Source organism: Stenotrophomonas maltophilia group sp. msm4 (genome assembly GCF_032025605.1).
Taxonomy (GTDB): Bacteria; Pseudomonadota; Gammaproteobacteria; order Xanthomonadales; family Xanthomonadaceae; genus Stenotrophomonas; species Stenotrophomonas sepilia.
In genome coordinates this window covers 1,354,953-1,376,523 of record NZ_JAVSKK010000001.1, presented here as the reverse complement: position 1 = coordinate 1,376,523, position 21,571 = coordinate 1,354,953, and the positions used below count along the sequence as shown (strand labels likewise).

The 21,571-nt window shown below is 66.3% G+C and carries 23 protein-coding genes and 1 pseudogene; 14 read left to right on the top strand and 10 right to left on the bottom strand.

Features of this window, described 5'->3' with window-relative positions; genetic code table 11:
• Positions 1-75 precede the first annotated feature (75 nt).
• From ROV93_RS06590 to gspH, 3 genes are read right to left on the bottom strand one after another with little or no spacing between them, the layout of a single operon-like run.
• Complete coding sequence (locus ROV93_RS06590; RefSeq protein WP_072168835.1) at positions 76-690, bottom strand: prepilin-type N-terminal cleavage/methylation domain-containing protein; 615 nt, start codon at positions 688-690, stop codon at positions 76-78.
• On the bottom strand, positions 687-1,049 hold the full coding sequence (gspI, locus tag ROV93_RS06585) for a type II secretion system minor pseudopilin GspI (RefSeq protein ID WP_312538909.1): 363 nt from the start codon (positions 1,047-1,049) through the stop codon (positions 687-689). Before gspI ends, ROV93_RS06590 begins: the two co-directional genes overlap by 4 nt.
• A complete protein-coding gene (gspH, locus tag ROV93_RS06580) occupies positions 1,046-1,492 on the bottom strand; it encodes a type II secretion system minor pseudopilin GspH (RefSeq protein WP_072168833.1) in 447 nt (148 codons plus the stop codon). Before gspH ends, gspI begins: the two co-directional genes overlap by 4 nt.
• A gap of 103 nt (positions 1,493-1,595) precedes the next feature.
• On the opposite strand from gspH, the gene ROV93_RS06575 reads away from it, so the two are divergent.
• The gene (locus ROV93_RS06575; RefSeq protein ID WP_176698796.1) at positions 1,596-2,057 is read left to right on the top strand and encodes a general secretion pathway protein; all 462 of its coding nucleotides are present in this window, start codon (positions 1,596-1,598) and stop codon (positions 2,055-2,057) included.
• 90 nt (positions 2,058-2,147) lie between these two features.
• On the opposite strand, the gene ROV93_RS06570 is transcribed toward ROV93_RS06575, so the two are convergent.
• Entirely contained in the window at positions 2,148-2,483 is a 336-nt protein-coding gene (locus tag ROV93_RS06570; protein WP_072168832.1) for a hypothetical protein, read from the bottom strand.
• A gap of 201 nt (positions 2,484-2,684) precedes the next feature.
• Here ROV93_RS06570 and ROV93_RS06565 point away from each other — a divergent pair, with 201 nt between their 5' ends.
• The 6 genes from ROV93_RS06565 to ROV93_RS06540 all read left to right on the top strand — a co-directional run bounded on the left by ROV93_RS06565 (position 2,685) and on the right by ROV93_RS06540 (position 9,469).
• Positions 2,685-4,301: a ShlB/FhaC/HecB family hemolysin secretion/activation protein gene (locus tag ROV93_RS06565; protein ID WP_180890784.1), complete on the top strand. Its 1,617-nt coding sequence runs from the start codon at positions 2,685-2,687 to the stop codon at positions 4,299-4,301.
• A gap of 38 nt (positions 4,302-4,339) precedes the next feature.
• Positions 4,340-6,124 (top strand): MotA/TolQ/ExbB proton channel family protein, encoded by a 1,785-nt coding sequence (locus tag ROV93_RS06560; RefSeq protein ID WP_072168830.1) that lies wholly within the window; start codon positions 4,340-4,342, stop codon positions 6,122-6,124.
• A gap of 10 nt (positions 6,125-6,134) precedes the next feature.
• Positions 6,135-6,548: a biopolymer transporter ExbD gene (locus ROV93_RS06555; protein WP_005409874.1), complete on the top strand. Its 414-nt coding sequence runs from the start codon at positions 6,135-6,137 to the stop codon at positions 6,546-6,548.
• A 39-nt stretch (positions 6,549-6,587) separates the two neighbouring features.
• The gene (locus ROV93_RS06550; RefSeq protein ID WP_072168829.1) at positions 6,588-7,253 is read left to right on the top strand and encodes a cell envelope integrity protein TolA; all 666 of its coding nucleotides are present in this window, start codon (positions 6,588-6,590) and stop codon (positions 7,251-7,253) included.
• A 43-nt stretch (positions 7,254-7,296) separates the two neighbouring features.
• Complete coding sequence (locus ROV93_RS06545; RefSeq protein ID WP_072168828.1) at positions 7,297-9,042, top strand: putative porin; 1,746 nt, start codon at positions 7,297-7,299, stop codon at positions 9,040-9,042.
• Positions 9,043-9,139: 97 nt separating this feature from the next.
• Positions 9,140-9,469, top strand: coding sequence for a hypothetical protein (locus ROV93_RS06540; RefSeq protein ID WP_065196391.1), 330 nt, complete (start codon positions 9,140-9,142; stop codon positions 9,467-9,469).
• On the opposite strand, the pseudogene ROV93_RS06535 reads toward ROV93_RS06540, so the two are convergent.
• Positions 9,458-9,670, bottom strand: a pseudogene (locus ROV93_RS06535) (OsmC family peroxiredoxin); the annotation flags it as partial. The gene ROV93_RS06540 and the pseudogene ROV93_RS06535 overlap by 12 nt on opposite strands.
• Before the next feature lie 129 nt (positions 9,671-9,799).
• Here ROV93_RS06535 and ROV93_RS06530 point away from each other — a divergent pair.
• The 4 genes from ROV93_RS06530 to ROV93_RS06515 all read left to right on the top strand — a co-directional run bounded on the left by ROV93_RS06530 (position 9,800) and on the right by ROV93_RS06515 (position 12,842).
• Positions 9,800-10,204 (top strand): response regulator, encoded by a 405-nt coding sequence (locus tag ROV93_RS06530; RefSeq protein WP_005416747.1) that lies wholly within the window; start codon positions 9,800-9,802, stop codon positions 10,202-10,204.
• Positions 10,205-10,213: 9 nt separating this feature from the next.
• Positions 10,214-11,797 carry a PAS domain-containing protein gene (locus tag ROV93_RS06525; RefSeq protein ID WP_072168827.1) on the top strand — a complete coding sequence of 528 codons (1,584 nt, stop codon included), beginning with the start codon at positions 10,214-10,216 and terminating at the stop codon, positions 11,795-11,797.
• 70 nt (positions 11,798-11,867) lie between these two features.
• Positions 11,868-12,209, top strand: coding sequence for a type II toxin-antitoxin system prevent-host-death family antitoxin (locus ROV93_RS06520; RefSeq protein ID WP_072168826.1), 342 nt, complete (start codon positions 11,868-11,870; stop codon positions 12,207-12,209).
• 3 nt (positions 12,210-12,212) lie between these two features.
• Positions 12,213-12,842, top strand: coding sequence for a hypothetical protein (locus ROV93_RS06515; RefSeq protein WP_072168825.1), 630 nt, complete (start codon positions 12,213-12,215; stop codon positions 12,840-12,842).
• 72 nt (positions 12,843-12,914) lie between these two features.
• On the opposite strand, the gene proP is transcribed toward ROV93_RS06515, so the two are convergent.
• Both proP and ROV93_RS06505 read right to left on the bottom strand, forming a co-directional pair.
• A complete protein-coding gene (gene proP / locus ROV93_RS06510) occupies positions 12,915-14,405 on the bottom strand; it encodes a glycine betaine/L-proline transporter ProP (protein ID WP_072168824.1) in 1,491 nt (496 codons plus the stop codon).
• A gap of 250 nt (positions 14,406-14,655) precedes the next feature.
• Complete coding sequence (locus ROV93_RS06505) at positions 14,656-14,784, bottom strand: hypothetical protein (RefSeq protein WP_258012624.1); 129 nt, start codon at positions 14,782-14,784, stop codon at positions 14,656-14,658.
• A 180-nt stretch (positions 14,785-14,964) separates the two neighbouring features.
• On the opposite strand from ROV93_RS06505, the gene ROV93_RS06500 reads away from it, so the two are divergent.
• Together ROV93_RS06500 and ROV93_RS06495 are read left to right on the top strand one after the other, a co-directional pair.
• Positions 14,965-15,381 (top strand): host attachment family protein, encoded by a 417-nt coding sequence (locus ROV93_RS06500; protein ID WP_072168823.1) that lies wholly within the window; start codon positions 14,965-14,967, stop codon positions 15,379-15,381.
• Between the two features lie 5 nt (positions 15,382-15,386).
• A complete protein-coding gene (locus ROV93_RS06495; protein WP_072168822.1) occupies positions 15,387-15,710 on the top strand; it encodes a thioredoxin family protein in 324 nt (107 codons plus the stop codon).
• Positions 15,711-15,769: 59 nt separating this feature from the next.
• Here the strand turns inward: ROV93_RS06495 and ROV93_RS06490 are convergent, their stop codons facing one another.
• The 3 genes from ROV93_RS06490 to ROV93_RS06480 form a co-directional block, all read right to left on the bottom strand.
• Positions 15,770-16,015 carry a hypothetical protein gene (locus ROV93_RS06490; protein ID WP_072168821.1) on the bottom strand — a complete coding sequence of 82 codons (246 nt, stop codon included), beginning with the start codon at positions 16,013-16,015 and terminating at the stop codon, positions 15,770-15,772.
• A 415-nt stretch (positions 16,016-16,430) separates the two neighbouring features.
• Complete coding sequence (locus ROV93_RS06485; RefSeq protein WP_072168820.1) at positions 16,431-18,848, bottom strand: autotransporter outer membrane beta-barrel domain-containing protein; 2,418 nt, start codon at positions 18,846-18,848, stop codon at positions 16,431-16,433.
• Positions 18,849-18,943: 95 nt separating this feature from the next.
• A complete protein-coding gene (locus ROV93_RS06480) occupies positions 18,944-20,608 on the bottom strand; it encodes an autotransporter outer membrane beta-barrel domain-containing protein (RefSeq protein ID WP_312538883.1) in 1,665 nt (554 codons plus the stop codon).
• A 3-nt stretch (positions 20,609-20,611) separates the two neighbouring features.
• On the opposite strand from ROV93_RS06480, the gene ROV93_RS06475 reads away from it, so the two are divergent.
• Positions 20,612-21,001 (top strand): hypothetical protein, encoded by a 390-nt coding sequence (locus ROV93_RS06475; protein ID WP_146260233.1) that lies wholly within the window; start codon positions 20,612-20,614, stop codon positions 20,999-21,001.
• Positions 21,002-21,571: the final 570 nt, after the last annotated feature.

The window sequence follows — 21,571 nt, the reverse complement described above, 5'->3', positions numbered from 1 at the left end:
CAGGGCAGGCCGGGCAGTAGAAGCCGCTCGGCAGTAGATCCACGCCATGCGTGGATGCGGTGACACGAACGAATCCTAAAGCTCCAGCACCCGCCGGTAACTCAACGGCCCGCGCCCATCGCGCAGGCCCAACCGCAGTTCCAGCCCGGTGGCCGGCAGCACTACGCCTTCGCTCGGCAACAGCGCCCACCCCGCGCCCGGCTGCCAGGCGCGTACCTCGAACCGCTGCACATCCCTGGCCACCGCAATGGCTTTCGACGGCTCAGGCGCGGGCAGGGGGTATCGATCCGTCGCCGCGCCACTGGCCCGCCACAGCGTAGTGCCCTGCCGCCACCAGCGCACCCGCTGCCAGCGTAGTCCATCACTGCCGACACTGCGGGTGATCTCCAGCGCAAAGCTGCCGTCCGGGTGCCGTTCGCTTACCAGGGACGGAGGCAGCAGCCGCTGCGGTTGATCGGCCGGACGCACTGCACCATTCATCAGCGCGTCGTCCGCGCGCATTTCGATATCGCGCTGGAACTGCTGCAGGATGCGCATCGCCGTCGTGCTTTCGGCGTCGGCCCGGCGCAGGCGCTGGTCGCTGCTGGCCACGCTGTCCAGCGCACGCCAGCAGATCAGCGCCAGCACACCCATGATGGTGATCGCGATCATCACCTCGATCAGAGTGAAGCCACGTGCGGCGTGCCTCATGGCGCTGCCGTCCACGGTAGCTGCACCCGCGCCAGCGACTGCCGCGGTGCATCTTCGGCCACCACGCTGAGTTCCAGTTGCGGCTGTCCGTCACTCCCCGTGCCGACATGTTGCAGCACCAGAAACGTGCTGCGCCCCTGCACGCAGCGCTGCCGTGCATCCTTGAACGGCTGCGCGGCCAGGCGCAGCTCCTGCCAGCGGTCCTGCGCGCACATCAGTGCCAGCCGACGATCGCGCAGGCGCGACTGATCGTCGGTGGCCACCGCCACCGAACGCATCACCGCCGCCAGTGCGATTGAAACGATCGCCAATGCGATCAGCACTTCGATCAGGGTGAACCCGTGCCTGTTCCGCTTCACTGCATGACCTGCAACTGTCCGCTGCCATCATCACGAAGACGCAGCTGGCGGCCCTGCAACGACAGCGTCACCTCCCACGCCACGCCAATCCATTCGGGGCTCAGTTCAATCGGCGTGCTCGGCTGCACCGCGATGCCCGCCGGCTGCCATGGCTGTGGTCGCAGCTGGTCGTCGCGCTGCACATCCACCCAACGGGTGCCTTCGCGGCGGCTGAAGCGGTAGCCGGCGGCGTCGGCCTGCCAGCGCCACGGACGGCCATCGATGCGCGCCTCATCGCGTGCCACCTGCAGGCGCTGTGCCAACCGTTCGGCCTCCTGTCGCAGCTGCCGGCCCGGGTCGAGCAGGCTGCCCAGGCCCAGCCCGATGCCCGCCGTGCAGATACCGATGATCACCAGCACCACCATCAGTTCCAGCAGGGTGAAACCACGCGGCATGCGCTGCATCGACGTTGCCTCCTGTGCTGGCCGATGCCTCCCAGCATAGGCCCGCATGATGAAACAAAAGCGTCAGCTGCAGCTGCTAGCGTGGGCAGGGACGAACGTGGCGATGGTGCGGAACATGGATGGCAGGCGCTGGGATCGCAATCGCATACTGACCCTGCTGGCGGCAACGTTGCTGCTGGCCGTGGTGGCCTACTGGGGCGTCACTCTGTCTGCGGTAGCGCCGGCGGCTGTGGCCAGCGAGGCGAAGACCGAGGCGGCGGTGCGGCCGATGTTCGATGCAGTGGCCAGCCTGCCGCTGGTGCGCCTGTTGTCCCCCGGCGCAGTGCAGACCGAGGTGGTGGTGCTGGGCGTGATGGCCGGTGACCATGCGCCATTGGCCCTGCTCTCGGTGGATGGACGCCCGGCGGAAGCGTATGCGCCCGGCCAACGGCTCGGGCCCTGCACGGTGCTGGCCAGCATCAGTGCCAACACGGTGGAGCTGAACCAGGCAGGGCAGCCGCGCAGCCTGGCGGTGCCCACGCTGCCACCGGTGCCGAGCGATGGCATCGTGCCGGCTGCCCTGTAGAGCCGAGCCTGCGCTCGGCTGTTTCAGCTTGGCCTCGCCGACGGATACAAAGACAGCCGAGCATGGGCTCGGCGCTACAGAGGCGCAGGCTCAGCGCGCAGGTCGCTGCGGCACCACCGAGCGACCGAACGCATCGCCCATGCGCTGCCGCGTGCCTTCCAGGTTGTACTGCATCAGCTGGTTGCCGGGCTGCCGCATCAGGCGTTCGGCTTCGGGGAGCGCTGGCGACTTCGCCGGCCTTGTCGCAGGAGCCAGCTTGCGTTGCAGGCAGTCCCAGGCCGGAATCCGCTCGCCGTTGACCTGCACTTCGATGCAGGGCGTAGCTCCTTCCTGCTTCTTCACCTCGTCGGCGCGACCCGATGGCAGCGCCAGCAGCAGGGCGAGGGCGAGCGCAGCGCGCAGGCCCGGCATCAACGATTCACGCATCTCGAATCTCCCGCAGCAATCGATGTTCTGCAATGAAGACGGGTGGCCAAGGCAGGGCCCGCCTGCGTGCGTTGCGGCGCTGTCAAAAGATGACGGCGCTGTCACAAAACTGTTGGCGGCTTTGACGCGATGTACACGTCCTGTTGGTAGATCCACGCGCCGCTCCCTGGCCCCTCCCTTCGATACGACGCGATGCCTTCGATGAATCCTGTTCCGTGCCGAGCCGTTCGCCTTCCGCTGCGCCTGCATCCGTTGATGCTGGCGCTGGCAGCGCTGCCGCTGCCGCTGCTCGCGCAGGAGGCAGCACCCGCGCCCAGCGTGAACATCAACGAATACATCGTGCGCGGCAACACAGTGCTCGATCCGCGGGAGATTGAACGTGCGGTGGAACCGTTCCTCGGCCCGGGCAAGACCCTGGCCGATGTCGAGAAGGCGCGCGATGCGGTCCACGCGCTCTACCAGCAGGCCGGCTACCAGTCGGTCTACGTCGAGTTGCCCGAGCAGCAGGTCAGCGGTGGCGTGGTGCTGCTGAAGGTGCAGCAGACGCCGATCGGCCAGCTCCGCGTCGTCGGTACCCGCCACGAATCGCCCGAACGCATTCGTGAACGCGTGCCGGCATTGGCGGAAGGCAAGGTTCCGGACTTTGACCAGGCCCAGAAGGAACTGACCGCACTGAACGAAGGCGGGCGTCGCCAGGTGATGCCGCTGGTGCGCGAAGGCCAGGTGCCGGGCACGATGGATGTGGACCTTCAGGTCGAGGAGAAGTCGCCGTGGCGTGCCAGTGCGTCACTCAACAACGACCATGGCGCCGACACCGAGAAGCTGCGCCTGAGTGCATCGCTGGCCTACGACAACCTGTGGAAGCGTGGGCACAGCGCCAACCTTGGCGTGTATCTGGCGCCGGAAGATACGAAGCAGGCCAAGGTGTTCTCGGCCTCGTACACAATGCCGTTCGAAGGCACGCCGTGGAGCCTGGAAGCCTCCGGCTACAGATCCGACAGCCGCGTGTTGGATGCAGGTGGGCAGGTCGGCACCGGCACCGGCACCAATGTGATCGGCAACGGCCATTCGATCGGCCTCAAGCTCAACTACCGCCTGCCGGGCAGCAGCCAGTGGTGGCGCCAGCTCAGCCTCGGCGTGGATTTCAAGGACACCGAGGAGGACACGCAGATGGGCAAGGACAGCCTGAAGACGCCGCTGAAGTACGCGCCGATCACGCTGGCCTTCGTCGGCGTGCGCCAGGGCGAGCACGATCAGCTGAGCATCAACACCCAGCTGGTGGCCGGTACCCGCCGCCTGTTCGGTTACGGCAGCGACGCCACTGCGTTCGGGCAGAAGCGCTACTGGGCCGACCCGAGTTTCGTGGCGTTCAAGGCCGACGTGGCCAACACGCATACCTTCGGCAGCGACTGGCAATGGTATGCGCGCGGCTCGCTGCAGGTAACCGATGCGCCACTGGTGTCGGCCGAGCAGTTCGCCGCAGGTGGCATGTACACCGTGCGCGGCTACCTGTCGGCCGAGGCGATCGGCGACTACGGCGGCCTGGCCAGCCTTGAATGGCGCACGCCTGCGTGGTCACTGTGGCGCGGCGCCGACCTGCGTGTCTACAGCTTTGCCGACGCAGCCTACCTGCGCCTGCGCCAGCCGCTGCCCGAACAGCGCGACAAGTACAACCTGGCCTCGGTCGGCCTGGGCGCGCAGCTGCGCCTGGGTGAACACCTGCAACTGCGCCTGGACTACGCCTGGCCGTATGCCGATGGCCCGGTCACGCGCAAGGACGATCCGCGCCTGCATTTCAACATCAGCACCAGTTACTGACCCTTCCCTTGAACATGCGTTCTCCGGAGACCCTTCGCATGGACCGTTTGCTTTCCCGAGTGTTGTTGCTGCTGGCCGCGCTGATTGCGCTGCCGACGGCTGCGGCCGATGCCAATTGGTGGCAGGCCGAATGGAAGTACCGCAAGCCGATCACCATCGACGCCGGACCGCAGGGCGCGGGCCTGGCCGGTGACCCGGGCCGCACGCCGCTGCTGCTGCGCCTGCATACCGGCAACTTCGGCTTCGACGGCACCCAGGATGCGGGCAACGACCTGCGCTTCGTCTCGGGTGATGGCCGTACCGTGCTGGCCCACCAGATCGAACAGTTCGATCCCAAGATGGGCCTGGCCCTGGTCTGGGTGGACGTGCCTGCGTTCAGTGCCGCCGCGCCGCAGACGATCTGGATGTACTACGGCAATGAAAAGGCCCCGGCCAGCGGCAACGGCCAGCAGGTGTTCGATCCGGACTATACGCTGGTCTACCACTTTGCCGAGGCCAACGCCCCGGCGCGTGATACCACCGCCTACGGCAACAACGCCGGTGCCGTGGCACCGCCGGCGGAAGGCTCGGTGATCGGTCGCGGCGTTCAGCTGGGCACCGCGCCGCTGCCGCTGCCGGCCAGCGCCTCGCTGGCACAGGAAGCGGGTGCACCGCTGACCGTCTCGGCCTGGATCAAGCCCGGCAGCAACACCGCTGCGCAGGCCATCTACGCCCGCCGAGATGGCGCGTCCGAACTGGTGCTGGGCATCGAGAACCGCGTGCCGTTCGTGCAGCTCAATGGCCAGCGCAGCACGCCCGCGCAGCCGGTTCCGGAAGGACAGTGGGCACACGTTGCACTGACGGCAGAGAAGGGCGCGTTGCAGCTGTACCTCAACGGGCGCGTCGTTGCCCAGCTGAGCGGTGCGCTGCCGGCGCTGGGCACGGCTCCGGTGGTGGGTGCCGATGCGCCGGGCGCGGTGCAGCCACTGGCCAACTTCGAAGGTGCGCTGGATGAACTGCGCATCTCGCGCGTGGCACGGCCGGCCGCGCTGCTGCTGGCCGATGCCACCGCACAGGGTGCCGATTCGCGGCTGATCAGCTACGGCGCCGACGAGCAGTCCGCCGGCCAGAGCCACTTCGCCTTCATCCTCAAGGCGATGCCGTTCGACGCCTGGGTGGTGGTCGCGATCCTCGGCCTGATGATGCTGCTGTCGTGGGCGATCATGATCGCCAAGAGCCGCCACTTCGGCCGTACCAGCAAGGCCAATGCGGTGTTCACCGAGAGCTTCGGCAAGCTGTCCGGCGTACCGCTGCGCACCCTGTCCGACATGGACCGCCAGGGCAAGGCACCCACCGCGATGCACGACGGTTCGCTGTGGCGCATCTACCAGGTGGCCATCGACGAAATGCAGCAGCGCCATCAGCGCGACGGCAACAGTGGCTACCTCAGTGGCGCCACCATCGCGGCGATCCGCGCGTCGATGGATGCGGTGATGGTGCGTGAGCAGGAGGCAATGGCACGACGCATGAACTGGTTGTCGACCACCATCGAGGGAGCCCCGTATGTGGGCCTGTTCGGCACCGTGATCGGCATCATGCTGGTGTTCGTGGTGGCGGCGATGGCCGGCGCGGTCGACATCAACTCGGTGGCACCCGGCATGGCCGCAGCGTTGCTGTGTACGGCGGCCGGCCTTGGCGTCGCGATCCCGGCACTGTTCGGCTACAACTACCTGGGCGCGCGTGCCGAAGCGATCGGTGCGGACATGGCAGTGTTCATCGACGAGTTCGCCGCACGCCTGGCCGAAGAGCAGGACGGGCGCGGCCCGGCCGCGGTGCAGGGCTGAGGGGCGCGCCATGGGCCAGAAGGCGAAGTTCGGCATCAAGAAGCGCGAGAAGGGCATCAACGTGACGCCCTTCGTCGACGTGCTGCTGGTGGTGCTGGTGATCTTCATCCTGACCAGCAACGCCTCCATCCCCGGCATCGAGGTCAACCTGCCGAAGGCGAGCAACAGCGTCGCGCTGGAGAAGCCGAAGACCAAGGCGATCACCATCGACCCCAGCGGCCAGGTGTTCCTGGATGCCTACCCGGTGACGATGGCCGAGCTGGAAGATCGCCTGCGTACCGAACGCGCGACCACGCCGGATTTCCCGGTGATCGTGCGCGGCGACGCACAGGTGCAGTATGCCCGCGTGGTCGAGGTGCTGGACCTGCTGCGGCGCCTGGAGCTGGCCCAGGTCGGCCTGGTCACCGGCAAGGCGCAGGGCTGAGGCATGACCGCCCATCAACCCCCTCGGCAGGAGCCCGGCATGCGTGGCCGCCCGTTGCTGGTGACCGTCGCGCTGGTGCTGGCCGCGTTGCTGGTGCTTGGCGTCGCGCTGTGGTGGCTGTTGTTCAAGGACACCGCAAGCACCCGCCGGCCGGTGGTGCAGCCGCCGATGCTGGCGTTGCCGCCACCGCCTCCGCCACCCCCGCCGCCGCCGGAGAAACCGCCGGAACCGGAAACGCCGCCGGAAGAGGCGATGCCCGAACCGGAGCCGCTGGATCAGCCGACGCCGGCCGAAGAGCCGACGCCGACCCCGGACAACAGCGATCCGGTGACGATGAATGCCGACGCGCAGGCCGGTGGCGACAACTTCGGCATCCAGTCCGGTAGTGGTGGCGGTTCGTCCGGTGTCGGTCGTGGCGGTGCCGGCAATGCCACCTATGGGCGCTACCTCGGCTACCTGATGCAGCAGGCGATCTCGCGCGACGACAAGGTCAAGCGCCTGGCGTTCCAGTTGCAGGTGAATGTGTGGCTGGCCAGCGATGGTCGCCTGGAAAAGGTCGAGCTGGTGCGTGGCAGTGGCAACGAGGAGGCCGACGCGGCCGTGCTCGATGCACTGCGTCGCATCGGCAAGGTCGACCAGGCACCGCCGCCGTCGCTTGATTTCCCCGCCCACGTCCTGATCCAGGGCCGCCGGCCCGGGGCCTGATTCCTCGAACTCCGTGATTTCCCTTCATTCGATGAGAACCGTGATGAACGACCACGTCCGCGCACGAACCGATTCCCGCCGCCCGCGGCCGGCCCGACGGGCGCTGCTGTGCTGCGCCGTGCTGCTCAGCCTGGCCGCCCCGGCCGGTGCGATGGCCGCCGAAACCACCATGGTCAAGCTGATCAAGGGCTTGATCGCCAGTGGTGCGCTGAAGCCCGAAGACGGCCAGGCATTGCTGGTGCAGGCGCAGGCCGAAGCAGCGGCGTTGCAGCACACCGCGGCCGCCGGGACACCGGCCGCCAGTGGTGGCGTGGCCCTGGAGCCCGGTGACGTGCGCGTGCCTTACGTACCGCAGAGCGTGCGCGACGGCATTCGTGACGAGGTGCGCCAGGAGGTGATGACGCAGGCCAGGTCCGAGGGCTGGGCGGCGCCGAACGAAGTGGCTGAGTGGACCAAGCGCATCAAGGTCACCGGTGACATGCGCGTGCGCAGCGAGTCGCGCTTCTTCTCCGAACGCAACAGCGACATCGTCAGCAACTGGTCGTCGATCAATTCCGGCAACGGCTTCGACACCAACACCAACACCAACCTGCAGCTGCCGCCGCTGCTGAACACCCGCCAGGACCGCCGTAACCTGTGGCGCATCCGTGCGCGCCTGGGTATCGAGGCAACCATCGGCCAGCACACCACGGCCGGCGTGCGCCTGGCCAGCGGCAGCAGCAATGGCCCGGTGTCGACCACCGAGCAGCTGGGTGGCGGCCTGAGCAAGAAGGACGTGTGGCTGGACCAGGCTTGGCTGGCCTACAGCCCGGCGGACTGGGTGACGGTGCGCGGTGGCCGCTTCGGCAATCCGTTCTGGACCAGCGACACGCTGTTCTCCAACGACATCAACTTCGATGGCCTGGCTGCGAACCTGAAGTATGACTTCGATGACGGCGACCTCGATCTGTTCGGCAACCTCGCGGTGGTGCCGCTGGAGTACACCTCCGACAGCTCGCCGAGCCAGAGCCGGGTCAAGACTCCGAACGAGAACAAGTGGCTGTCCGGTGCGCAGGTCGGCGTGAACTGGCGTTTCAACGATGACAACGCGCTGCGCGCGGCGCTGGGTTACTACGACTTCAAGAACATCAGCGGCCGCCTGTCCTCGCCGTGCGCGCTGTACGCAGGCGCGGTCGGCTGCGACACCGACTGGTCGCGCCCGGCCTTCATGCAGAAGGGCAACACCCTGATGCTGATCCGCGACATCGCACGCAACCCGCTGGATCCAGCCAACACGCCCACCCCGCAGTACGTCGGCCTGGCCTCGGCATTCCGCCTGGCCACGCTGAACCTGCGCTGGGATACGCAGCTGGCCCAGGGCATCGGCCTGCGCCTGGACGGCGACTACATCCGCAACCTGGCCTACGACAAGCAGGCGATGTTCAGCCGCGCCAACAACGGCATCGTCAACAACTACGGCGCCGGTGGTACCGCCAGCATCGACACCTTCCGCAGCGGCGACACCGCCTGGATGGTGCAGGCCACCTTCGGTGCCACCGACCTGAAGGAGAAGGGCCAGTGGCAGGCGCTGCTGGGCTACAAGCGCATCGAGGCCGATGCGCTGCCGGACGCCTACAACGACCCGAACTTCCACCTCGGAGGCACCAATGCCCGCGGCTACTACGTGGGCGGCGCCTACGCGCTGGACGCGCGCAGCTGGATCAGCGGCAAGTGGATGGCGGCCAAGGAAGTGTCCGGTGCTCCACTGTCGATCGACGTGTTCCAGCTGGAGTTCAATACCGGGTTCTGAGTGACGGCGTGATGTGGATCACGTAGTGCGTGGCGGGGGTGCAGCGATGCGCCCGTCTAGGGAAAGGAGACCACGCGCTGCACATAAGGAGGAGTGGATGAGCCGTCGCAAGCTGTTCGAAAGTTCCGAACCGTCCAGCCGATCACTGGGCATCGGCCCGGCCTATGTCTCGGTGGAGGGGCTGCGCCAGCACCTGGCGGAGTTCCTGCTGTATGCGGGCCGGCCGGTGGTGATCATGCGCGGGCGCAGCGAAGTGGGTTACTTCCTGCCAGCGCGCTGCTGGCGCCAGCGTGAGGATGATCCGCTGGCCGCCGCCGCCGCCGACCAGCTGCTGGACGCGGCCGGGTTCCAGGCCGAGGATATCCAGCAGGTAGAGCAGGAATTCAACGCGATGCGCCAGCGCACCGTACTGCATTCACGGCGCTGAGCCTTTTGCAGAGCCGGGCATGGGCTTGGCTCTACAGTAGATCCACGCACCCTCGCGCATCACCAGGGTCACCGGGGTCTTCTCCACCACCTCCAGCAACCGCTGCCACTGCGCATCACTCAGCTCGGCGCTGGCATGCAGCACGCGGTGCACGTGGAAACGTCCATCCTCGTCACGTTCCGAGCGCAGCTCGGCATGGAAGCTGCAATGCCGGAGTGAATGCGCCGCGGTTGCGATCTTCATCGATCATCACGCGCCCTTGTAGCCCGGTTCGCGCATCCTACGACCGTTGCGGCGGAGGTGGGCCGCGTGTATCGAGGAGCGCCGGTCGTGCTGGAAGCGGGCAACAAACCAGAAGGCCTGAAAGGGTTGAGAGTACTGGTGGCGGAAGATGAATTCGCCATCGCGATGTTCCTGGTGGACTACCTGGAGTTGAAGGGCGCGCAGGTGGTGGGGCCGGCCGGGGACCTGCAGGCACTCGGCCGGCTGCTGGATGACAACCCCATCGATGTGGCCCTGCTGGACATCAACCTGGGCGGTGAACAGGTGTACCCGCTGGCCGACCGGTTGGCCGAAGCGGGTACGCCGTTCATGCTGACCTCTGGCTACGATGACAACCTGCCCAGCCGCTTCGCGGATGCGCCACGCTGCACCAAGCCCTATCACATCGAGGCCCTGGTCCAGCAGCTGGCGGGACTGGTGGCGACGCCGCAGGCCCCTGCGGGCATCGCCTGATTGCGCGGCATGTCGCGCCACACCGAAGGCCTCCGGGCCGTTGAGCGCCCGGCGGGCATGCCGCCGTCGCTGCAGGCGCATGCGGGCCATGACGGCATGGCCGCCCGTATTGCCCGGCACGACTGGTCAGGCACGCCACTGGGTGCGATCGAGCAATGGCCGCCGCACCTGCGCGCCACCGTCGACCTGATGCTTGCGCACGGCTTTCCGATGATCGTGCTGTGGGGCGAGCAGCTGGTGCAGCTCTACAACGATGGCTATGCCGAGATCCTGGCTGACAAGCATCCTGGCGGACTGGGCCAGCCGACGCGAGAGTGCTGGCCCGAGGTCTGGCACATCAACGGCCCGATCTATCAGCGTGTGTGGCAGGGCGAGACCATCACCTATGAGGACAAGCTCTATCCGCTGGCGCGGCGGGGGCGCTTGGAGGATGTCTGGTTCACCATCACCTACAGCCCCATAAGCGGAGAGGACGGGTGCATCAACGGCGTGCTGGTGACCATGTTCGAAACGACGGCCGCGCACGTTGCGCAGGCGGCCCGCGAACGTGAGGAACAGAAGCGCCGTGAGAGCGACCGCCGGTTGGCGCTGGCCTTCAAGGTGCTGCCGGTGGGTGTCTGCATTGTCGATGCCGACGGCAACCTGCAACTGTCCAACGACCAGATGCGGACCTATCTTCCCACCGGCAAGGTGCCCTCCACGGATCGCCCCAACCACTACCGGTGGCAGGGTACGCATCCCGATGGCTCGCGCATCGAACCCCACGATTTCGCCATCGCCCGCGCCCTGCGGGGGGAGACGATGGTCCCAGGCCTGGAGTTCCAGTTCATCCATGACGATGGGCGCGCGCGCTGGACGCGTGTCGCCGCCGCACCGCTGCGTGATGCCGATGGCGGGGTGAGTGGCGTGTTCGCGATCGCCGTGGACATCGACGACCTCAAGCGTGCCACCGAGCGCCAATCGGTGCTGCTGGCCGAACTGCAGCATCGCGTGCGCAACATCATGTCGACCATCCATGCCCTTGCCTGGCGGACCCGCGCATCGGTCGGCAGCGTGGACGAGTATGCCGAGCGCCTGTGCGCGCGGCTGATGTCACTGGCGCGCACGCAGAGCCTGTTGACCCGTGGCGCCAATGTAGGGGTCTGCCTGCGCGGCATGCTCGAGGAGGAGATCGCGGCGCAGACGCCGGCCGCCGCCTATCACCTGCAGGGTGAGGATGTGCTGTTGCCACCGAAGGCGGCCGAAGTACTGTCGCTGGCCATCCATGAGCTGACCACCAATGCGTTGCGGTATGGCGCGCTGGCCCACGAGGACGGCCGGATCGATGTCTGCTGGCACCTGCAGGTGCAGGATGGGCAGCCGTGGCTGGGCCTGCACTGGTGCGAGCGCCATGCCGAGGTGGCGGGGTGGGAGATGCCACGCCAGCGTGGCCTGGGCCGGGTCCTGATCGAGCAGCGGGTGCCCTATGAACTGGCCGGAAGCGGCGAGCTGCGCTTTGCCCCGCAAGGCCTGGATGCCTGGATCCGCTTCCCGCTGCGCGAGCGCGACAGCCTGCTGCAGACCGACGCCCCGGACACCGGGCTGCCTGGGTAAAAGGGTATTTATCTCCAATTTGGCCAAATTGGGTATAGTGTCGCTTATCCACCCCGCCTGGAGCCGTGTGATGACCCTGCCGCTGGATCTGCCTGGCCTCGAGAAGGCCCCGGCCTCGTCGGTGAAGACCCGGGGCTGGCCGAGCCTGATGCGCACCGTGCGCGAAAAGCAGGCGCTGGTCATCACCAACCACAATCACCCCGAAGCGGTGATCGTGGATATCCGCACCTACCAGGAGCTGCTGGCCAAGGCTGCCGGCGGCGATGCCGATGAGCGCAGCGAGGAACTGCTGCGCCTGCGCAGCGAGTTCGACCAGACCCTGGCCGGGCTGCAGCGCGGAGAAGGGCTGGGCAAGGTACTGGACCAGCCGATCCGGCGCGGCCGCAAAGTCACCCTCGGCCGTCCGCTCTGATCGATGGGACGCATCCTGGCGCTGGCCGGCGTCAATGGCGCCGGCAAGAGTTCGCTGCTGGGCACCTGGCTGGACGCCGAAGGACTGAGCTGGTTCAACCCGGACTCGTTCACCCGTCGCCTGGTCGACGCCGGCTGGCCGCTGCCGGAGGCCAACGCGGAGGCATGGCAGGAAGGCACCCGCCGCCTGCGCCAGGCCATGGCTGATGGCACCGACTTCGCCTTCGAGACCACACTCGGCGGCAATACCATTCCGCACCTGCTGCGTGAGGCCTGCGAACGGCATCAGGTGGCGATCTGGTTCTGTGGGCTGGCCGATGTCGAGCTGCACATCGCCCGTGTTGCGGCGCGGGTGGCCGCTGGCGGCCACGATATTCCGGTGGAGAGGATCCGCGCGCGTTTCGATTCCGCGCGCGCGAACCTGCTGGAGCTGCTGCCACACCTGGCCGAGCTGCATGTCTACGACAACAGCGCACCGGCCGACGCGCAGGGCTGCGTGGTGCCGCTGCCGGTACTGGCCATGGCTGCAGGCGAACTGCAGTACCCCATTGCGGTAGCCGACCTGCTGCACACGCCCGGCTGGGCCAAGCCCATCGTGATGCGCGCGATGGAATTGAACAGTCCGCGCGATTGAGGGCGCGTGCGTTGTAGAGCCGAGCCCATGCTCGGCTGATTCCCCGAAGGGCAGCCGAGCGCGTGCTCTGCTCTACAACGCAGGCTTCACCTGCTCGGGGTCTGCAACGTCCGGCAGCGGTGGCAGGGTCCGGTCCACGGTCACCGGTGCATCGCTCAGCAGCAGCGCAGCGGCTTCCTTCCTGCAGCCGACCGCCGGCGGTGAGCCACGCAGCGGCAGGCCGGCGGTCTCCTTCACGAACAGCATGGTCACCAGGCCGATCACCGCCGCGCCCATCAGGTAATAGGCCGGCACCAGCGGGTCGCCGGTACGTTCCACCAGCCACGCGGTCACCAGCGGCGTGGTGCCACCGAACAGCGACACCGAGACGTTGAAGGCGATCGACAGCGCGCTGTAGCGCACCGGGGTATAGAACAGCGCCGGCAGCGTGGACGGCATCGAACTGGTGAAACACACCAGTGCCAGTCCCAGCAGCATCAGCCCGAGGAAGATCAGCCCGTCATGGCCGCTGCCGACCAGCAGCAGGCACGGAATGGCCAGCACCAGCAGCGCGATACACGCGCCGATGATCATCGGCCGGCGGCCCAGCCGGTCACTGAACACGCCACCGACGATGTTCAGCGGCATCATCACCAGCATCACGATGATGATCAGCAGCAGGCCCTTGCTCTCGGCATAGCCCATGGTGACGCTGAGGTAGCTGGGCATGTAGGTCAGCAGCATGTAATCGGTCACGTTGAACACCAGCACCAGGCCCATGCATACCAGCAGCTGGCGACCGTGCACCTGGAACAGCGCGCGCAGCCCCGGCCGGTCGTGTTCGCGCTTCTCGGCTTCCTCGGCGAAGGCGCGAAACGCCGGGGTTTCCTCCAGCTTCATGCGCATATACAGGCCGAGCAGGCCCAGCGGGCCGGCCACCAGGAACGGAATGCGCCAGCCCCAGTCCAGCATCTGTTCGCTGCTCAACAGCATGTGCAGCGCGGTCACGGTACCGGCGCCGGCGATGTAGCCGCCCAGCGTGCCGAACTCCAGCCAGCTGCCCATCAGGCCGCGGTTGCGGTCGGTGGAATACTCGGCGATGAAGGTGGCCGCGCCGCCGTACTCGCCACCGGTGGAGAAGCCCTGCACCACGCGCGCCAGCAGCAACAGCACCGGCGCCCAGATGCCGATGCGCTCGTAGGCGGGAATCAGGCCGATCGAAAAGGTGCCCAGCGCCATCAGGATCATGGTGAACGCCAGCACTTTCTGGCGGCCGTAGCGATCACCCAGCGGCCCGAACACCAGGCCGCCCAAGGGGCGCACCAGGAACGCCACGGTGAAGGTAGCGAACGCGGCGATCACCTGCGCGGTGGGATTGCTGGAGGGGAAGAACACCTGGCCGATGGTGACCGCCAGATAGCCGTAGACACCGAAGTCGAACCACTCCATGGCATTGCCGAGTGCGGCCGCGCCGACGGCGCGCTTGAGCATGGGCTTGTCGACCACCGTGATCTCATCGACCTTCAGGTGGCGGCGGCGCTTGAACCAGCCAAAGTGGGCGTGTGCATCGGGGGTGTCCTGCATGGGCACTCCTTGTTGAGTAAATACGGTGTGGAATAGACGGTGTGGTGTGTCCCGAGAAACGGAAACGGCGATGCAGGCGCAGGTGGCGCAGGGGCATCGAGGGCAGGGAGAAAGTGCGCACGCACGGCGCCACGCGCACCACAATGCACCGCCGTAACGGTAGACATTCGGAAACAGGACCACTGCAGCCGCGCAATCAGCGGCCAGCGGTCACGTCAGCGTGGGAATGCAGGCAGAGCGCCTGCGGGCGTCATCCGCCGGGGTCCAGCGCGAGGCGGTGGAAGGGCAGGGCGGGAGCCATCGTGGCAAGCGAAGCGCCGGTCGGCAGTGCTTCCCACGTAATAGGTGCGCCCGTCACGTAGTGGGTCTTGTCGATCATCGGTTCATGATAACGGCATCGGCGTGAGCATGCGGAGAAGCGGGCTGATCTGCACGGTGTGTTCCATGGCGCCTGTTCATCCGCAACGCATGCGATGACACGCGTTGAACGAACCCTGGCCGCAGCGCTCACGCAGTGCTGTCTACGGTAGTGCCGAACGTAATCGAGAAGGAGCATCGCATGACCCGTCGCATTCCCGAAGGCACGCTGATCATCGTCGCCGATGGTGGTTCGGCCCGCGTGTTCACCAACGTTGGCGACGAACATCAGCTGACGTTGAAGCAGGAAGGCGAACTGCGCCTGCAGGACATCAGCGAGCAGGGTATCTCAGGTCAGGGGCCGGCCGGTGCGGTGCCGAAGGACATGTCCATTTCTCAGCTCAACGAAGCGACGTTCGCCAAGCAGGTGGCTGAGCAGCTCAACGAAGATGCCTTGAATAATCGCTATGCACACCTGGTACTGGTGGCAGACCCGACCACGCTGGGCCGTATCCGCCCGCTGCTGCACAAGGAGGTCCAGGCGCGCCTGCTGGGCGATATTGCCAAGGATCTGACCAATTCACCGGTGGAGGACATCCAGAAGGCCTTGGCGGGGTAACGACCATGCCGTTCATGCGTGACTACCCGGCGGCGGAGCCCGCCGGCGCGGACGTGGAAGCTCAGGCGGGCTGGCTGCTGCTCGAGTTCGGTGCACCCTGGTGTGGCCATTGCCAGGGCGCGCAGCCCACACTCCAGGCGTTTGTGGACGCCCATGATCTGGTGCATTGGAAGATCGAAGATGGCAAGGGAAAGCCACTGGGGCGTGCTTTCAAGGTAAAACTGTGGCCCACAGTGGTGCTGCTGCATGACGGCCAGGAAGTGGCGCGGGTGGTGAGGCCGGTCGACAGCGCCGACCTCGCCACGTTGCGGAGCGCGTTGCCGGGTTGAGGGCAGCAGTCGCTGCCTGCGGCCCGCACGGCGACGAGCAGGCTTGGCTGCATCGCGGTCTAGTGATAGGTCACCTTTTCCGCTTCCGCGCGCAACTTCTGCAGCAGGCAACGCCCATGCTGGCTCAGCATGACCATCGCATTGGCGATCTGCTTGGCGTCGTAGCCTATCGGCGCGGGAGGTTTCGGCTCGGGGCCGTATTGCTCGCCGATGAGGATGGCCATGCCTTCGGCGCTGTTGAGTGCGTGTTCGATGCGCTGGAACAGCGACTCCATGGCCGGGCTGAGCGGGCGTGGGTGTTTCATGCGGAAACTCCTTGGGTGCGAGGGCCACCGCAAGGGTGGCGGGCGATGCGTGCTTGGAACTCCCGGAAGGAACAGAGAAAACCGGAGGGCCTGACGGCCACACGCATCGCCCGCCGTAGTTGCGACGGGCTATCTCTGTCCTTCCTTTCGGGGGTTCCAATCCCGGCAGCGGCATGTCCGCTGCGGCGCCATCCTGTACGCATCACGACGTGGAACGCTCATTGATGGTGTCTGCCGAACGGGCAGAATCGAAAGGTCACATCACTCACCGTTGTAGATCCCGGCAAACAAGTGGCGGACGCGACAATCCCTGTCGCGCCCTTCACGCCGTGGCCGCGAACCCCAGTCCGGCAGCCACACCTCCCGCCTTGAGACAAACCCGCAATCGAATCGACCACGGGCCGAAGGCGACCGATTACCAGCTGTAACTGACACCCACCTGCGCACTGGTCTGGTGATAGCCGCTGGCCCGCTGCAGCGACAGGCCGCCCCAGGCACCGACGCCGTTGGCAAACTTCACCGATGCGCCGCCGCTGAACTCGCCACGACTGCGCGGGATGCGCGCATCGGCCACTTCGTCATCCATCCGGATCTGCGATTCGGCGCGGGTGTGCAGCCAGTTGGCGGCCAGGTACGGCTGCACTTCCGCCGCGCCGTTGCCCGGGCGGGTTACGCCGGACAGGCGCAGGCCCACGCGGCCGAACACGCCATTGGCATTCTCGGTGCTCACCACCGTGCCGTTGGCCTCGGTGTGGCGGTTGCTGTCCCAGCGGCTGTAGCCGACCTGCAGTTGCGGCTCCAGGTAGACGCCGCCGTTGCTGGCACCGCCCACACGGAACGCATACCCGGTTTCCACCGCACCCTGCCAGGCACGGCTGTCGTAGCGTTCCGCGTCCAGGCCGATGCCTTCCACGCGATTGCGGAACTGCGCACGCTGCACCGAGCCATCCACGTAGAAGCCCGCATATGGATCGGCGGTGCTACCGCCGCGCCAGGTGCCGTAGAGGCCCAGCGCCTCGCCCTTCACCTTGCCGCGGGCGTAGTAGCCGGTCAGCTCATTGGTGGAGGTGCTGCTGGCGTTGCCGGTGGACAGCATCACGCCCACGCTGCTGCCCGAATCGTGACGCCACACATCAGCACCGACGGTCAGTGCCTGGCTGTTGCCACGGATGTCGAGCTGGCGACTGATGGCATCGAAGCCATTGCGTGAGCCGTCCACGCGTGCCCAGGCGCGGCCGGCATTCTGGCCTGCATGGCGATCGTGGTAGCCGACGCGGAACATGCTCTGCGCCGCCTGCAGGTTGGCCAGGTAAGCGCCTTGCTCGGGGCGCAGCACCGGTTCCGGATCGACCGGACCCACGGGATCGACTGGATCCACGGGGTCCACGGGGTCCACGGGATCTACTGGATCGACCGGATCGACCGGATCGACTGGCCGGCATTCCGGCAAGTCGGGGTTCGCCACGCATGGGTCAGGCACGGTCGGCAGCTGCGAACGCAGGTACCAGTTGCCATCGGTTCCGGTGCCCTTGTGCAGGAAGTACTCGTACTGCCCCCCCACCGCACGACCGGCCAGATTGAACTGGCCGTTGGATGCGCCACCGATCTGGATCAGTTCGATGCCCGTGTCGGTCTGAGCACCGGCGCCGCCGACATTGTTGACGCGCACGTTGGCAGTGCCGCTGGTGTCACCGCCGATGATCAGCTTGTCGGTGGCGGCACTGTCGCCGGCCAACACGGTGTTGAAGATGATCGTGCCACCGGCGCCGCTGAAGTTGCCGGCCACGTTGAGGCTGTGGAAGGCGGAGCCGTCGCCGAGCGCGATCTCGCCGCCGCTGCCCAGCGACACCGAGCCGGTGCTGCTGCTGCCGGTCAGCTGCCAACGGGCATTGTCCACCGCCATCGACGTGATGTTCTCGGTGGCACCACGCAGCGAGGCGTTATTGGTCAGGCCGACATCGACGATGCTGCCAGCGGTGTTGATGATGTTGCCGGAGAGGTTGGAGTCGTCGACGGTGAAGCCAACGGTGGCAGCGGCCGCAGTGACTTCCAGCAGGTTGCCGTTGCTGCCGATCAGCTGCGCGCCGTTGCGGACGGTGAAGCGGACGTCGGAGTCTGGGATGCGCGCCAATGTGGGTGCGGGGACAATCAGTGCGGCACCTGCGTTGCCTTCCACCCTGGAAGCGTCGATGACCACCCTGGAGGCGATGGGGCTGGTGGAACTTCCTACGGCGTAGATGCCGTTCTGTGCGCCAGTTACCACGCTTCCGTTGCCCACGTGAATGTCTGAGCCCTCGAAAGCGACGATGCCGTTGCCGGCCAGTGCCGGATCTGCAGTGCTGACCAGCTGGCCGATGACTTGCGTACGGTCCAGATTCAGCACAGCGCGCCGCCTGAATGTTTCGCCAACCACGCTGATGCCGGCCCCTTGGCCGGTGATCTGGCTGTTGCTGATGTTGGCTACGGGGTTTGGACGTCCCTGCGAGCTGGCGTAGGTAAGCTCCACGCCGCGTCCACCCGTGTTGTTTACCGTCGACTGGGTGAGCGTGAGTACGCTGTTTGCGACGCGGATTGCGGTGGAGTTTACTGCTGATGCAGACACCTCGGCACCTGAAAGCGTCGCCGTGGACTGGGCATGTGCGTCGATGCCGAGTGTCTTTCCGCCGGGATTGACGATCAGCCGGGCATTGATGAGTAACCACGCCTCTGGCAAGTCTCCCGGTTGCACGGTTGCGGACTGCCCAGGGTTCAGCGATCCGGCATGCAGCGGAGCTGCCATGGCAAGATAGCTGGTCACAGCCAGTGCGAGGAAACGGCGAACAGCGATCTTCATGGAAAGTCTCCTTCGACCCTCCGTCCCAGCGGCCTACGAAAGTTCATGTGGATCGGTTGGGAGGCGCCAGCTTGGCCGCCTCCCATGCGCAAGGCTTACCAGCTGTAACTGACACCCACCTGCGCACTGGTCTGGTGATAGCCGCTGGCCCGCTGCAGCGACAGGCCGCCCCAGGCACCGACGCCGTTGGCAAACTTCACCGATGCGCCGCCGCTGAACTCGCCACGGCTGCGCGGCACGCGTGCATCGGCGATCTCGTCATCCATGCGGATCTGCGATTCGGCGCGGGTGTGCAGCCAGCTGGCGGACAGGTACGGCTGCACTTCCGCCGCGCCATTGCCCCAGCGGGTTACGCCGGAAAGGCGCAGGCCCGCGCGGCCGAACAGGCCATTGGCATTCTCGGTGCTCACCACCGTGCCGTTGGCCTCGGTGTGGCGGTTGCTGTCCCAGCGGCTGTAGCCCACCTGCAGCTGCGGCTCCAGGTAGATGCCGCCGTTGCTGGCACCGCCCACACGGAACGCGTAGCCGGTTTCCACCGCACCCTGCCAGGCACGGCTGTCGTAGCGTTCCGCATCCAGGCCGATGCCTTCCACGCGATTGCGGAACTGCGCACGCTGCACCGAGCCATCCACGTAGAAGCCTGCATACGGGTCGGCACCGTTGCCGCCGCGCCAGGTACCGTAGATGCCCAGCGCCTCGCCCTTCACCTTGCCGCGGGCGTAGTAGCCGGTCAGTTCATTGGTGGAGGTGCTGCTGGCGTTGCCGGTGGACAGCATCACGCCCACGCTGCTGCCCGAATCGTGACGCCACAGATCAGCACCGACGGTCAGTGCCTGGCTGTTGCCACGGATGTCGAGCTGGCGGCTGACGGCATCGAAGCCGTTACGCGAGCCATCCACGCGGGCCCAGGCGCGGCCGGAGTTCTGGCCCGCGTTGCGGTCGTGGTAGCCCAGGCGGAACATCGTCTGCGCGGCCTGCAGGTTGGCCAGATAGGCGCCGGGTTCGGGGCGCAGCACCGGTTCCGGATTGACCGGATCCACGGGATCCACAGGGTCGACCGGCGGGCATTGCGGCAAGCCGGGGTTGGCCTCGCAGGGGTCAGGAACCGTCGGCAGCTGGGAACGCAGGTACCAGTTGCCGTCGACGCCAGTGCCCTTGTGCAGGAAGTACTCGTACTGACCGCCCACTGCGCGGCCGGAGATGTTGAACTGGCCGTTGGAAGCGCCGCCGACGGAGATCAGCTCGATGCCCCTGTCGGTCTGCGCACCTGCGCCGCCGACATTGTTGACGCGCACGTTGGCCGTACCGCTGGTGTCACCGCCGATGATCAGCTTGTCGGTGGCTGCGTCGTCGCCGGCCAGTACGGTGTTGAAGACGATCGTGCCATCGGCGCCGCTGAAGTTGCCAGCCACGTTGAGGGTGTGGAAGGCGGAGCCGTCGCCGAGGGACACGGTGCCGTTGCCGAGGCTTAGCGCACCGACCGTGGAGTTTCCGGTCATGTTCCAGGTGGCAGAGTCCAGTGACACGCGAGTGACGTCGGTCATCGCGCCGGTGATGCTGGCGCCGTTCGAGAGTGCGACGTTCACAGTGCCCCCGGCAGCGTTGACGATGCCACCGGTCGCGCTCGAGGCATCGAGGTTCAGGTCGATCTCTGCGCCTGCATCCTCGACCAGAAGCGCGGTGCCGCTGCCACCGACCAGCTGGCTGCCGTTGCGGAAATTGAACGTCGCCAGGACAGAAGGCCTGCTACCAAAGCGCACAACATGAATGCCTGCGCCGCTGCGGCCTTCAACACGCGAAGCGTCTATCTCAACATTGGCTCTATCACCTGGTGCGGCCATTTGAAAGTTCGCATTGATGCCCGAATCATCACCAATGATGGTGCTTCCATTCCGGGCAAGCAGGTGGGCCGGGTCGGCCAACAGGAATCCAATACCGCGGTCAAAAGCGCCGTTGGAGTTGAACACGCCTTCGAGTCGGCTTGCGTCCAGCGTCAGATCGGCACCCTGCGTAGCACTACCACCGATGCCGGCACCTACCAGTGTGGTGCGTTCGACGACTGCGACGGAGCTGCCGGAAGTGCCACCGGAGGTAATCAGACTCAGGGCACGGCCGGCGGTGTTCCGGACGGTGCTGTCGCTCAACGAGAGTGAGCTGTTGTTCAGATTGATCCGCCCATCAATGGACACGCTGTTCGCCGTGACGCTGGATGTCCCTCGGGCATCGATGTCCAGGAGGCGTGCTCCTGGATTGCCTGTCAGCTGTGCGCCGTCGAGTGACCAGGACTCCGGGGCATCCCCAGCATTCACTGTGGCCGACTGGCCGGGGCCCAGAGTTCCGGCCTGGGCGGTGGATGCGAGGGTGATGCCGGTGGCTATGGCCATGGCAAGGGAACGACGAACTGCGATCTTCATGGCGGTACTCCTATGGGGTATCGAACTTCGGGAAACGGGTCGCATTCACTTCGTTGGCGTGAATGAAACGCTGTGATGGCGTGAGGATGAAGTGATTTCGGCGCACTTTCCGGCCCGGCTGGTGTAAAGTGCAATAGCGGTCGCATTGCGACCGGGAATGCCGCAGGGCACCTTTTTCGCCCCGCTTTTCGGCTTTGGCGACAGTGTGGTGAGCGCCACGGCATCGAACCATGCAATTAGTTGCATAGGAAATCGGACAGCTTTTGTCGTCTTTAGATCCATTCAGTTGCGCCGCAACATGCGGCACCT

Excerpts from the sequence above, each read along its gene's own strand:
- ROV93_RS06550 (WP_072168829.1), top strand. The coding sequence starts at position 6,588 with ATGCGTGGCCGCCCGTTGCTGGTGACCGTCGCGCTGGTGCTGGCCGCG.
- ROV93_RS06545 (WP_072168828.1), top strand. The coding sequence starts at position 7,297 with ATGAACGACCACGTCCGCGCACGAACCGATTCCCGCCGCCCGCGGCCG.
- ROV93_RS06495 (WP_072168822.1), top strand. The coding sequence starts at position 15,387 with ATGCCGTTCATGCGTGACTACCCGGCGGCGGAGCCCGCCGGCGCGGAC.
- gspH (WP_072168833.1), bottom strand. The coding sequence starts at position 1,492 with ATGCAGCGCATGCCGCGTGGTTTCACCCTGCTGGAACTGATGGTGGTG.
- ROV93_RS06565 (WP_180890784.1), top strand. The coding sequence starts at position 2,685 with ATGAATCCTGTTCCGTGCCGAGCCGTTCGCCTTCCGCTGCGCCTGCAT.
- ROV93_RS06485 (WP_072168820.1), bottom strand. The coding sequence starts at position 18,848 with ATGAAGATCGCTGTTCGCCGTTTCCTCGCACTGGCTGTGACCAGCTAT.
- proP (WP_072168824.1), bottom strand. The coding sequence starts at position 14,405 with ATGCAGGACACCCCCGATGCACACGCCCACTTTGGCTGGTTCAAGCGC.
- ROV93_RS06520 (WP_072168826.1), top strand. The coding sequence starts at position 11,868 with ATGACCCTGCCGCTGGATCTGCCTGGCCTCGAGAAGGCCCCGGCCTCG.
- ROV93_RS06570 (WP_072168832.1), bottom strand. The coding sequence starts at position 2,483 with ATGCGTGAATCGTTGATGCCGGGCCTGCGCGCTGCGCTCGCCCTCGCC.
- ROV93_RS06590 (WP_072168835.1), bottom strand. The coding sequence starts at position 690 with ATGAGGCACGCCGCACGTGGCTTCACTCTGATCGAGGTGATGATCGCG.
- ROV93_RS06540 (WP_065196391.1), top strand. The coding sequence starts at position 9,140 with ATGAGCCGTCGCAAGCTGTTCGAAAGTTCCGAACCGTCCAGCCGATCA.
- ROV93_RS06475 (WP_146260233.1), top strand. The coding sequence starts at position 20,612 with ATGAATGCCTGCGCCGCTGCGGCCTTCAACACGCGAAGCGTCTATCTC.
- ROV93_RS06500 (WP_072168823.1), top strand. The coding sequence starts at position 14,965 with ATGACCCGTCGCATTCCCGAAGGCACGCTGATCATCGTCGCCGATGGT.
- ROV93_RS06555 (WP_005409874.1), top strand. The coding sequence starts at position 6,135 with ATGGGCCAGAAGGCGAAGTTCGGCATCAAGAAGCGCGAGAAGGGCATC.
- ROV93_RS06515 (WP_072168825.1), top strand. The coding sequence starts at position 12,213 with ATGGGACGCATCCTGGCGCTGGCCGGCGTCAATGGCGCCGGCAAGAGT.
- ROV93_RS06490 (WP_072168821.1), bottom strand. The coding sequence starts at position 16,015 with ATGAAACACCCACGCCCGCTCAGCCCGGCCATGGAGTCGCTGTTCCAG.
- ROV93_RS06560 (WP_072168830.1), top strand. The coding sequence starts at position 4,340 with ATGGACCGTTTGCTTTCCCGAGTGTTGTTGCTGCTGGCCGCGCTGATT.
- ROV93_RS06575 (WP_176698796.1), top strand. The coding sequence starts at position 1,596 with ATGGTGCGGAACATGGATGGCAGGCGCTGGGATCGCAATCGCATACTG.
- ROV93_RS06505 (WP_258012624.1), bottom strand. The coding sequence starts at position 14,784 with ATGATCGACAAGACCCACTACGTGACGGGCGCACCTATTACGTGGGAA.
- ROV93_RS06525 (WP_072168827.1), top strand. The coding sequence starts at position 10,214 with ATGTCGCGCCACACCGAAGGCCTCCGGGCCGTTGAGCGCCCGGCGGGC.